Origin of the sequence: Demequina sp., from assembly GCF_047975725.1 — a bacterium.
Taxonomy (GTDB): Bacteria; Actinomycetota; Actinomycetes; order Actinomycetales; family Demequinaceae; genus Demequina.
This window is the reverse complement of sequence record NZ_JBKEED010000021.1, coordinates 222568-233617: the sequence shown is the minus strand read 5'-3', so window position 1 is coordinate 233617 and position 11050 is coordinate 222568. Positions and strand designations below refer to the sequence as shown.

The 11050-nt window shown below is 67.0% G+C and carries 8 protein-coding genes and 1 pseudogene; 3 read left to right on the top strand and 6 right to left on the bottom strand.

Annotation, left to right across the window (positions count from 1 at the left end; all coding sequences use genetic code 11):
• Positions 1-1423: pseudogene (locus ACK5NO_RS08435) on the bottom strand (DNA-directed RNA polymerase subunit beta'); the annotation flags it as partial.
• Positions 1424-1441: 18 nt separating this feature from the next.
• A complete protein-coding gene (gene rpoB, locus ACK5NO_RS08430) occupies positions 1442-4921 on the bottom strand; it encodes a DNA-directed RNA polymerase subunit beta (RefSeq protein WP_416812220.1) in 3480 nt (1159 codons plus the stop codon).
• 365 nt (positions 4922-5286) lie between these two features.
• Between rpoB and ACK5NO_RS08425 the strand changes: the two genes are divergently transcribed.
• From ACK5NO_RS08425 to ACK5NO_RS08415, 3 genes are read left to right on the top strand one after another with little or no spacing between them, the layout of a single operon-like run.
• Positions 5287-5697 (top strand): YbaB/EbfC family nucleoid-associated protein, encoded by a 411-nt coding sequence (locus ACK5NO_RS08425; protein WP_416812219.1) that lies wholly within the window; start codon positions 5287-5289, stop codon positions 5695-5697.
• Between the two features lie 11 nt (positions 5698-5708).
• On the top strand, positions 5709-6050 hold the full coding sequence (locus ACK5NO_RS08420; protein ID WP_416812218.1) for a type VII secretion target: 342 nt from the start codon (positions 5709-5711) through the stop codon (positions 6048-6050).
• Positions 6047-7069: a hypothetical protein gene (locus ACK5NO_RS08415; protein ID WP_416812217.1), complete on the top strand. Its 1023-nt coding sequence runs from the start codon at positions 6047-6049 to the stop codon at positions 7067-7069. The genes ACK5NO_RS08420 and ACK5NO_RS08415 overlap by 4 nt, the downstream gene beginning before the upstream one ends.
• Positions 7070-7094: 25 nt before the next feature.
• On the opposite strand, the gene ACK5NO_RS08410 is transcribed toward ACK5NO_RS08415, so the two are convergent.
• The 4 genes from ACK5NO_RS08410 to ACK5NO_RS08395 all read right to left on the bottom strand — a co-directional run bounded on the left by ACK5NO_RS08410 (position 7095) and on the right by ACK5NO_RS08395 (position 10935).
• Positions 7095-8708 (bottom strand): hypothetical protein, encoded by a 1614-nt coding sequence (locus tag ACK5NO_RS08410; RefSeq protein WP_416812216.1) that lies wholly within the window; start codon positions 8706-8708, stop codon positions 7095-7097.
• A gap of 117 nt (positions 8709-8825) precedes the next feature.
• A complete protein-coding gene (gene rplL / locus ACK5NO_RS08405) occupies positions 8826-9209 on the bottom strand; it encodes a 50S ribosomal protein L7/L12 (protein ID WP_416812215.1) in 384 nt (127 codons plus the stop codon).
• Between the two features lie 60 nt (positions 9210-9269).
• Positions 9270-9791, bottom strand: coding sequence for a 50S ribosomal protein L10 (gene rplJ, locus ACK5NO_RS08400; protein ID WP_416812214.1), 522 nt, complete (start codon positions 9789-9791; stop codon positions 9270-9272).
• Positions 9792-10098: 307 nt separating this feature from the next.
• A complete protein-coding gene (locus ACK5NO_RS08395; RefSeq protein ID WP_416812213.1) occupies positions 10099-10935 on the bottom strand; it encodes a glycosyltransferase in 837 nt (278 codons plus the stop codon).
• Positions 10936-11050 lie beyond the last annotated feature (115 nt).

The window sequence follows — 11050 nt, the reverse complement described above, 5'->3', positions numbered from 1 at the left end:
TGCGCTTGGCGGACTTGGTGTTCTGGGCGTGGTTGAGCTCGACCAGGCGCTTAATGACGAAGGTCTTGAACAGCTCCAGCGCCATCAGCTTGGGCAGACCACACTGGTGCAGCTTGAGCTTAGGACCGACCACGATGACCGAACGGCCCGAGTAGTCCACGCGCTTACCGAGCAGGTTCTGACGGAAACGACCCTGCTTACCCTTCAGCATGTCCGAGATGGACTTGAGCGGGCGGTTGCCGGGACCGGTGACCGGGCGACCACGACGGCCGTTGTCGAACAGCGCGTCAACAGCCTCCTGCAGCATGCGCTTTTCGTTGTTCACGATGATCTCGGGAGCACCGAGGTCGAGCAGACGCTTGAGGCGGTTGTTGCGGTTGATGACGCGGCGGTACAGGTCGTTCAGGTCGGAGGTCGCGAAGCGGCCACCGTCGAGCTGCACCATGGGGCGCAGGTCCGGCGGGATGACCGGAACGGCGTCCAGCACCATGCCCGTGGGCGAGTTGGTGGTCGTCAGGAACGCGTTGACCACCTTGAGGCGCTTGAGGGCGCGCGTCTTACGCTGCCCCTTGCCGTTGGCGATGATGTCGCGCAGCGACTCGGCCTCGGCCTCAAGGTCGAAGGTCTGCAGGCGACGCTGGATCGCCTCCGCACCCATCGAGCCCTTGAAGTACGAGCCGTAGCGACGCGCGAGCTCGCGGTAGAGCAGCTCGTCGCCCTCGAGGTCCTGGACCTTGAGGCTCGCGAAGCGGTCAAAGACCTGGTCGAGGCGGTCGATCTCGGCGTCTGCACGCTTGCGCAGGTTCGCCATCTCGCGCTCGGCGCCGTCCTTGACCTTGCGCTTCACATCGGCCTTGGCACCCTCGGCCTCGAGCTCGGCGAGGTCCTTCTCCAACTTCACGGCGCGGGTGTTGATGTCCGCGTCACGCTGGTTGGCGATGGCCTTCTTTTCCTTCTCGATCTCGTTGCGGAGCTTCGGAAGGTCCTCGTGGCGGCCGTCCTCGTCCACCTCGGTGACCATGTAGGCCGCGAAGTAGATGACCTTCTCCAGGTCCTTGGGGGCGAGGTCGAGCAGGTAACCCAAGCGCGACGGAACACCCTTGAAGTACCAGATGTGGGTCACGGGAGCGGCGAGCTCGATGTGGCCCATACGCTCACGACGCACGCGAGAGCGGGTCACCTCGACACCGCAGCGCTCGCAGACGATGCCGCGGTAACGCACGCGCTTGTACTTGCCACAGCCGCACTCCCAGTCACGGGTGGGGCCGAAGATCTTCTCGCAGAAGAGTCCGTCCTTTTCCGGCTTCAGGGTGCGGTAGTTGATGGTCTCCGGCTTCTTCACCTCGCCGTGCGACCAGCCGCGGATTTCTTCCGCCGTCGCCAGGCCGATGCGCAGATCGCTGAATTCGTTGACGTCAAGCATTCTCTCGAATCCCTTTTCTTAGATCTCGTCGACGCTGGAGGCGTCCGGGCGGCTGGACAGGGAGATACCGAGCGACTCGGCGGCCTGGTACGCGTCGTCCTCGGACTCGCGCATCTCGACGAGCTGACCCTCAGAGTTGAGGACCTCGACGTTCAGGCACAGCGACTGCATCTCCTTCATGAGCACCCTGAACGACTCGGGAAGACCCGGGTCGGGGATGTTCTGGCCCTTGACGATGGCCTCGTAGACCTTGACACGGCCCACGACGTCGTCGGACTTGATGGTCAGCAGCTCCTGGAGGGCGTATGCAGCGCCGTATGCCTCGAGCGCCCACACCTCCATCTCGCCGAATCGCTGGCCACCGAACTGGGCCTTACCGCCCAGCGGCTGCTGCGTGATCATCGAGTACGGACCCGTCGAGCGCGCGTGGATCTTGTCGTCCACGAGGTGGTGCAGCTTCAGGATGTACTTGTAGCCGACCGCGACCGGCTCGGGGAACGGCTCACCGGTACGACCGTCGAACAGTCGCGCCTTGCCGTCGGCGTTGACCAGGCGGTCACCGTCGCGGTTGGGGTTGATGGTCGAGCGGAGGTTCACCAGGGTGTCCTCCTGCAGGCCGTCGAAGACCGGGGTCGCGACGGGCGTGCCGGGCTCGGACTTGCGGGCGGCGTCGGGCAGGCGGTTGGCCCACTCGTCGGTGACGTCCGTGGCGTCCCAGCCGTGCTTGGCAACCCAGCCGGTGTGGGTCTCGAGGACCTGACCGACGTTCATACGACCGGGCACACCCAGGGGGTTGAGGATGACGTCGACCGGCGTGCCGTCCTCAAGGAACGGCATGTCCTCCTGCGGCAGGATCGTCGAGATGACGCCCTTGTTGCCGTGGCGGCCGGCGAGCTTGTCGCCCTCCTGGATCTTGCGGCGCTGAGCGATGTAGACGCGCACGAGCTCGTTGACGCCTGCGGGCAGGTCGTCGCCGTCCTCTTCGGTGAACACGCGCACACCGATGACGGTGCCGGACTCGCCGTGAGGGACCTTGAGCGAGGTGTCGCGCACCTCGCGGGCCTTCTCGCCGAAGATGGCGCGCAGCAGGCGCTCCTCGGGGGTCAGCTCGGTCTCACCCTTGGGGGTCACCTTGCCGACGAGAATGTCGCCGGCGCGGACCTCGGCGCCAATGCGCACGATGCCACGCTCGTCGAGGTCAGCGAGGACCTCCTCGGAGGCGTTGGGGATGTCCCGGGTGATCTCTTCGGGGCCCAGCTTGGTGTCGCGAGCGTCGACCTCGTGCTCCTCGATGTGAATCGAGGACAGGACATCGTCTTCCACGAGGCGCTGCGACAGGATGATCGCGTCCTCGTAGTTGTGACCTTCCCAGCACATGAACGCGACCAGCAGGTTGCGTCCGAGTGCGAGCTCACCCTGGTCGGTGGCGGGGCCATCGGCGATAACCGAGCCTTCGACCAGCACGTCGCCCTCGTCCACGAGCACCCGCTGGTTGTAGCTGGTGCCCTGGTTGGAGCGCTCGAACTTGGCGATGCGGTACGAACCGGTGGTGCCGTCGTCGTTGGCGACGGTGACGAGGTCAGAGCTGACCTCGGTGACCACGCCGGGCTTGGTAGCCACGACCACGTCGCCGGCGTCGATCGCCGCACGGCGCTCCATGCCGGTGCCGACCAGCGGCGCCTCGGAACGCACCAGCGGCACGGCCTGACGCTGCATGTTGGCGCCCATGAGCGCGCGGTTGGCGTCGTCGTGCTCGAGGAACGGGATCAGAGCCGTCGCGACCGACACCATCTGGCGCGGGGAGACGTCCATGTAGTCCACGGCGTCGCGGGGCACGAACTCGACCTCGCCACCCTTCGAGCGGACCAGCACGCGCTCATCGGCGAACGAGCCGTCCGCCGTGAGGGCCGCGTTGGCCTGCGCGATGACGAAGTGGTCCTCGTCGTCCGCGGTGAGGTAGTCGACCTTGTCCGAGACCTTGCCCTTGACGACCTTGCGGTAGGGGGTCTCGACGAAGCCCAGAGGGTTCACGCGACCGTAGGTCGCGAGAGCACCAATCAGACCGATGTTCGGGCCTTCAGGGGTTTCGATGGGGCACATGCGGCCGTAGTGCGACGGGTGAACGTCACGGACCTCCATGCCGGCGCGGTCGCGCGACAGACCACCAGGACCAAGCGCCGAGAGACGACGCTTGTTGGTCAAACCCGCGAGCGGGTTGTTCTGGTCCATGAACTGCGACAGCTGCGAGGTTCCGAAGAACTCACGGATCGCGGCGACCACCGGACGGGTGTTGATCAGAGTCTGAGGCGTGATGGCCTCGACGTCCTGGGTCGTCATGCGCTCGCGCACCACGCGCTCCATGCGCGACAGGCCGGTGCGGATCTGGTTCTGCACCAGCTCGCCCACGGCGCGAATGCGACGGTTGCCAAAGTGGTCGATGTCGTCGGTCTCGACCTGGACCGAGCCCGCGAGGGACTCGAAGGTCGCGTGACCGGCGTGAGCGGCGGCGATGTACTTGACCGTGGCGACGATGTCGTCGATGGTCAGGACGGAGTCGCCCAGCGCCTTGCCGACCTTGAGCTTCTTGTTGAGCTTGAAGCGACCCACCTTGGCCAGGTCATAGCGCTTGGGGTTGAAGTAGAAGTTGTCGAGCAGGTTCTGACCGGCCTCGACTGTGGGCGGCTCGCCCGGACGCAACTTGCGGTACAGGTCGACAAGGGCATCCTCGGTCGAGTGGACGGTGTCCTTCTCGAGGGTTTCGAGGATGGCCGGGAAGTCCTTGAACTCCTCGGCGATCTGCTCGTTCGACAGGCCAAGGGCCTTGAGGAACAGGGTGACGGGCTGCTTGCGCTTGCGGTCGACACGCACACCCACGGCGTCGCGCTTGTCGATCTCGAACTCAAGCCACGCACCACGCGAGGGGATGACCTTCGCGGTGAAGATGTCCTTGTCCGAAGTCTTGTCGGCGGTGCGCTCGAAGTACACGCCGGGCGAACGCACCAGCTGCGACACGACCACGCGCTCGGTGCCGTTCACGATGAACGTGCCCTTGGGGGTCATGAGCGGGAAGTCGCCCATGAACACGGTCTGCGACTTGATCTCGCCGGTCGTGTTGTTCATGAACTCGGCGGTCACGAAGAGCTGGGCCGCGTAGGTAAAGTCCTTCTCCTTGCACTCCTCAGGAGTGTGGCGAGGCTCTTCGAAGTACGGGTCCGAGAAGCTCAGCGACATGGTCTGGCCGAAGTCTTCGATCGGGGAGATCTCTTCGAAGATCTCCTCGAGGCCCGCGATCTCGGGGACGTCATCGCGTCCATCCTTCTTCGCGGCGGCCACACGGGCCTGCCAGGCGGTGTTGCCGACGAGCCAGTCAAAGCTCTCGGTCTGGATGCCCAGGAGATTGGGCACCTCGATGGGCTCGGAGATCTGCGCGAAGGAAATACGGGCAGAGGCGGAGCGGTTGGCGATAGCGGTTGCCGAGGGGGTGCGCGAGGCAGCCAAGGGCGGGTCCTTCCCTTTTGATAGCGTGCGTGACGCGCGTGTCGGACCACGGCTCCACCGGATCCTGTAGCGAAACCACTCTCAGAGCGGACGCACGCCAGGTAGGCATATGAGGGCAGGGCATAGACAGCGCAACTACCTACTGTACTGGCTGAGCGCGCGATTGTCCACCGGTCTTCCGGCTCCGTCAAGGATGCCGCACCGGCCTGTCGCCGAATTGTGATGTCGCTCGCGCATCGGCCCTGATGAACAAGCGACAGGCACCAGATTACCTGCCCGTGCCGCGTGCGGAGCACGCGCTCTCTTCTCTGTGGAGAACGTCACGCATGGTGGTGGCGTTCGGGTGCCTTCGCTATGGTTCCCCCATGTCGACACCAGGGGGATCGTCGCCGTGGGGCGACGCTGACGCGTTCAAGGTAAGCCTCGAGGACCAGGTCGCACAGGCGCAGGCTCGTGCAGTCCGGGCACGGGATATGCAACACGAGATTCAGGCGCTGCGCGCCCGCGCACGCTCTCGCAACGGCGAGGTCGAGGCGGAGACAGATGCCAGCGGTGCGCTCACGGACCTTCGCTTGAACGACCGCGCCATTGACATGCACCCTCAGGCGCTCGCCCAACTCATCCTTGAGACCACCATGCAGGCCCGCAAGTCCGCCGGCGAGAAGGCCGTCGCCGTCGCGACCGAGGCCTTCGGTGAGAACTCCTCCGCCACGTCCATGCTGCGCCACGAAGTCGAGCAGCGAGAGGCCGCCCGACACGACGGTCTCACCTACTGAGGGGATACAGCATGACTCGGATCTCCATCGACCCCGACGCCCTGCGTACGCACGCGGCCAACCTCGACGGCGTCGCGACTGAGGTTGACAGCGGCGTCGAGGCAGCGCGCACCACGACAGGCTTTGCGGGAGCGGCGGCCTTTGGACTGTTGTGCGCGCCTCTCGGAGCGATCGCCATCACCGCCTCCACGATTCTGGTCGAGACGCTCGCGACCAACGCTCGCGTGCTTCGAGACACGGCCGACAAGGTACGACTAGGAGTCAAGGACTTCTCCGCTAACGAAGACGCGCTCCAGTCCATGGCGCGCAGCGGCATTTCGCTCATGGACGAGGGTCTGGGGCAGTTGCGATGACTTCTCTTGTCGCCGACCCCTCGACCATGGGCGGTCCCGGCACCGGGTGGGAGGGTGCTGGCGTGGCGAGCGACATCGCCGACACCGTCGCTGCGATCCAGAGCAAGGACTGGGTGAGTGCCAGCGTCAGCGCGGGGGCGACGGTGGTCTCCGCGGCCGCGACGATTGTTGACCCCATCGGCTCGGCACTGTCCGCTGGCATCGGCTGGGTCATCGAACACCTTGAACCGCTGAAGGAATGGCTGCAGAAGCTCACCGGCGACGATGCGGCCGTGGCGGCCTTCGCACAGACGTGGCGCGACGTCGCCGCGCACCTCGACACGCAGGCCATGGCGCTACGCGACCGGCTCGCGGATCTGTCAGACCAGTCCGGCGAGTTCATTGAGGCGCTGCGCCAGGAAATCCGCGACAACATCCAGGCACTGAGCGCCTTCACCGGCGCTGCGAACGCCATGGGAACGGGCTTTGAAGTCGCCTCCCACCTCGTCGCCTTCGTCTACGAGGTCGTCCGGGATGCGATCGCTGACATCGTCGCGAAGGCCATCGTCTGGGCACTCGAGGTGGCGTGCACGCTGTTCCTCGGCACCCCCGTGGTCATCGCACAGGTGGTCTCCACCGTCGCCGACTGGGCCGCGCGGGTGTTCCCCAAGATGGAAGGCCTCATCGACAGCGCGATGAAGCTCTATCAACTCGCAGAGAAGCTCGACGGCGCCGTGACCAACGCCTCCCAGTTCCTCGCGGGCAAGCTCGGACTGGGGAATGTCGCCGATGCGGCCACCAGCCAGGTTGACGACCTCACCGCGCAGATCGTCGGCAGTGCCATCAGCGGCGAGGAAATCGGTCGGCGCATCCACCGCCTCGCGGCGTCCAACGTCAGGTTTGCCGATGCGGTGGGCGGCGCCGTACTGGCGTCCGTCACCAACGTGGTGGAGCTCGCCAAGCTCTACGACAACCTGAAGAGCACCGGAGCGACCGAGGCCGCGCGCCTGCTGCGCGAGCTCTTCGCGGACACCCACTGACGTAGGGGCGAGCGGGGGGGCGGCCTCAGCGCGCGCCGTCAGGACCAGCGGCGCGCGCTCCGCCCTCCCACGCGGCCTGCCCCACGAGACGCAAGCGCTCGGCCATCGAGATGTCCGTCGGCCGGCCATCGTCGCGGAGCACCGCTCGGTGCTCGTCGATGTGCAGGGACAAGCCGAGGTCGGAGGCCTCAGCGGCGAGCCGGGTGAGCGCGACCGACGGCACCTGTCCACCGGGCAGTTCCGCCCACGCGATCACGCTCGTCAAGGGCCGCAGCCACGGCCAGCGTCCCCGATCGCCCTCCACGTAGGCGACGCCCATGGGCGCGAGGCCTCCCGCGCCGCGGGAACTCGGCGACACGACCACTGCGTCCACCCCGTGCACGCCGGCGAAGAGCGTGGCTACCCAGCCCTCGCCCAGTTCCCTGTCGTGGGTTCGATAGGCCCAGCCCCGCGCATCGGCAATCTCGCGGATCTGTAAGGCGATGCCCTCCTGGCGCCGCTGCCACGCAGGCATCAGCCGAGACGCCAGCACGGCCATGACCACGAGTGCCGCGCCAAGCGTGGGTGCGAACCAGCCGTCGAGGGGCCCGGGCTGCGCGCCGGAGGAACCCATGCCGGGCAGGTACGAGGCGCCGACGATGACCAGTAGCACACTGGAGGAGACTCCGAGAAGCATCCGGAAGCGTCGCTGGAGGTCCCGACCAGCCGACCCCGACACCAGCACACCCCCGATGAGTTCCTCCCGCCGACGGGCTGCCCTGGAACCCGCTGGGGGCTGCCCCGCGAGAGCGTCGTAGAGCGCCTGAGCGGCGTCGCCGACGTGTTCGGGGTGCGGGGGTGCGCCCGCGCCGTCGGAACTCACCACGATCCCGGCCTCGACCACGGACACCACCAGTCCGGGCGCATAGTGGTCGTTCAGGACGGAGATGGCACGGCCGTCGAGCGCGGCGATCGCGCTCTCGTGCTCGTGCTCGGCCACGGTCCAAGGATCGATCAGGCCTGGCACCGCGACGGGAACAGTGGCGGGCAGCGTAGCCGCGGCCGGCGGCCTCCCGTACAGAGTGAAGGTGCCCGTGTGCGGCTCGATGCGACGGGCCTCGATGTGGCTCTGGCCGACCACCCGGTACTCGTTTGCGGCGCGCGCCACGATGGTCCGGTCGCCTGCACCACCGGCGCCGCCTGCTCGGTCATGCGACGTCGCATGGACCTCGGCCAGCACGGTGCCGTATCCGGTCGTCGCCCGAGAATAGGCACGCGTGGCCGCGCGGGTGCCCACCTCAGCGTCGGTGACCGCACCGCGCAGGAGCTCATCGGCGAGTGCCACGGCGCCCTCACGGGCGTCGTAGGACAGCCACGAGGGGTCGGTCACTGCGGACATGGGATCCGCGGGATCGACCGCACCGCCGCGGCGCGCGACCCTTCCCACCACGGTCAGTGCGGCTCCTCCGGCCGCGATCACCACGACCAACGCGACCGCGAGCGCGAGCCCCAAGGGTCCCTTGAGCCCCACGGCGAACACCGCGATGAACGCGACCGCACCTGCCCACGCGCCCAGGACCATGCCTGCACCGCTGAGCACCCTCAGCCCCAGTTGACGTGTACGGCCCCGCGACGGCGGCATCGTCTCCACAGCACTCATGGCTGCGAGCGTAGTGGGGCAGCCGGGTGCGGAAGCGCCGCCGCCCCCAGGAACGACGAAGGCCGGGCCCACCCGTGAGGGTGGACCCGGCCTTCAAGCCGAATGCGGCGAGCTAACTTACTTGAGCTCGACGGTGGCGCCGGCAGCCTCGAGCTGCTCCTTGGCCTTCTCAGCGTCTTCCTTCTTGGCGCCCTCGAGGACGACCTTGGGAGCCTCGTCGACCAGAGCCTTGGCCTCACCGAGGCCGAGCGACGTGAGCGCGCGCACCTCCTTGATGACCTGGATCTTCTTGTCGCCAACGGCGGCCAGAACGACGTCGAACGAGTCCTTCTCCTCGACCTCGGCGGCAGCCTCGGCGGCGGGAGCGGCGGCGGCAACGGCGACCGGAGCGGCGGCGGAGACCTCGAAGGTCTCCTCGAACGCCTTCACGAACTCCGACAGCTCGATGAGCGAGAGCTCCTTGAACTGCTCGATGAGCTCTTCGGTGGTGAGCTTAGCCATGATGTGTTTCCTTACTTTTCAGCTGCGTGGAAGCAGGTTGGTGCGATGGGGATCGCGGCCTCAGGCCGCTTCTTCCTGCTTGACACGCAGGGCGTCGACGGCACGCGCAGCCTGAGCGAGCGGTGCCTGGAACAGGTATGCCGCGCCGAACAGCGACGCCTTCATAGCGCCGGCTGCCTTGGCGAGCAGGACCTCACGGGACTCGAGGTCTGCGAGCTTGTTGATCTCCTCAGCGGAGAGAACGTTGCCCTCGAGAACGCCGCCCTTAATGACGAGCTTGTCGTTCTCCTTGGCAAAGCCCTTCAGACCCTTTGCAGCCTCCACCGGGTCACCGGTGACGAATGCAATGGCCGTGGGACCGACGAAGAGGTCATCGAGACCTTCCACACCGGCGTCCTTGGCCGCGAGCGCCGTCAGAGAGTTCTTCGCGACCGTGTAGGTCGCGGCGCCGCGAAGCTTGCCGCGCAGCTCAGCGAGCTGCGGAACCGACAGGCCGCGGTACTCGGTGATCACGACAGCGTTGGAGGCACGGAACTTGTCCGCGAGCTCCTTGACTGCAGCCACCTTGTCTGGCGTCGCCATAGTTGTCCTTCCTTTGGGTGACCGTCAGCGCCTCCTTGCGGAGACGGCCTGCCCCGGACAACGAAAAAGCCCCGCGCAGGCGGGGCTGGGCCGGACGCACTTTCGTGCGGTCCTTCTCAGTTCACCTGCGCTGGCCTCCGCTGTTGCGGGACTTCGGTCGCATCCGGTGAACCGGACCCGACGACCGGCGGTCTTGGGCCCTGCAAGCATACGGGAACGTAGCCACTGTCGCAAACCACCCGCCCCGGTCCCCTCCTTCGCAAGCCAAATGGATCCATTTGACGGGTTGGGGGGCGCCGACTCGCCGTCAAATGGATCCATTTGACGGGAGAGGGGGGCGGGGGCCGCGCACAAAGCGCAGCGCCCCACGCACCCCAATCGTACGAACGTGCCGCGCCGCGAACGCGGGCTTGAGCAGCCAAGCCCAGCCACCCACGGCGCGCGACAGCGCGGCCGATCTGGCGTCGATATCCGCATCGGTACCCCACCGCGAGCCCGAGCTCTCCGTGGGGTGCATGGCCACGATGGCGGGAACCGCATCGGCCCTTAGCCCGGCCCGCAGCATGTCGCCGATGAAGATGTACTCGTCGCCCAAGTACAGCGGCGCCCCCGCGCCAAAGCGCTCGTCGAACCACACGTCGGCGCGGCGGACCTGCTCGACGTCGGCGATCATCTCGTAGGTCGCTGCCTTGCCGCTATTGCGCAACGTGAGCGGCGTGACCTGCGTGGGATACGCCTTGCGTAGCGCGCCGGTCTCGTCGACCGCACGCCCCATCGCGAGCGCCGCGCCACTGTCGCGCAGGTGCGTCAGCGCCTGCCCCAGGCCCTCAAGGTTCACCGTGACGTCGTCATCACAAAACAGCAAGTACCGCCGTCCCGCCTGGCGCAGCGCCTCGTTGCGGCTCTTGGCCACGCCGCGCGAGTGGAGCACGGCCACGCGTGCACCGCCGGCTTCGAGTCGGGCAATCTCCCGGAGCGCCGATGCGCCCAGTTCGCCTTCCGTACCGGGCTCGCCCTCGTGACCCGTCTGAACGACCACGACCTGCTCGGCGCCACCGAGCGCATCGGCGGTGGGGATGCTGGAGAGGCGGTCGGCAAGGCTCGAGTAGCCGATGGTGAGATCGCTGAGGTCTGGCGTGGTCATGGTGGGACCATCATCCCGCACGCGGCTAGACGCGCGTGTCGCGCGGGTATGAAGAAGGCCCGGCCCCCTTGCGGGAGCCGGGCCGGGTGCCTCACGACGGCCGGGTTACGGCGCG

Excerpts from the sequence above, each read along its gene's own strand:
- ACK5NO_RS08425 (WP_416812219.1), top strand. The coding sequence starts at position 5,287 with ATGTCGACACCAGGGGGATCGTCGCCGTGGGGCGACGCTGACGCGTTC.
- ACK5NO_RS08420 (WP_416812218.1), top strand. The coding sequence starts at position 5,709 with ATGACTCGGATCTCCATCGACCCCGACGCCCTGCGTACGCACGCGGCC.
- ACK5NO_RS08415 (WP_416812217.1), top strand. The coding sequence starts at position 6,047 with ATGACTTCTCTTGTCGCCGACCCCTCGACCATGGGCGGTCCCGGCACC.
- ACK5NO_RS08410 (WP_416812216.1), bottom strand. The coding sequence starts at position 8,708 with ATGAGTGCTGTGGAGACGATGCCGCCGTCGCGGGGCCGTACACGTCAA.
- rplL (WP_416812215.1), bottom strand. The coding sequence starts at position 9,209 with ATGGCTAAGCTCACCACCGAAGAGCTCATCGAGCAGTTCAAGGAGCTC.
- rplJ (WP_416812214.1), bottom strand. The coding sequence starts at position 9,791 with ATGGCGACGCCAGACAAGGTGGCTGCAGTCAAGGAGCTCGCGGACAAG.
- ACK5NO_RS08395 (WP_416812213.1), bottom strand. The coding sequence starts at position 10,935 with ATGACCACGCCAGACCTCAGCGATCTCACCATCGGCTACTCGAGCCTT.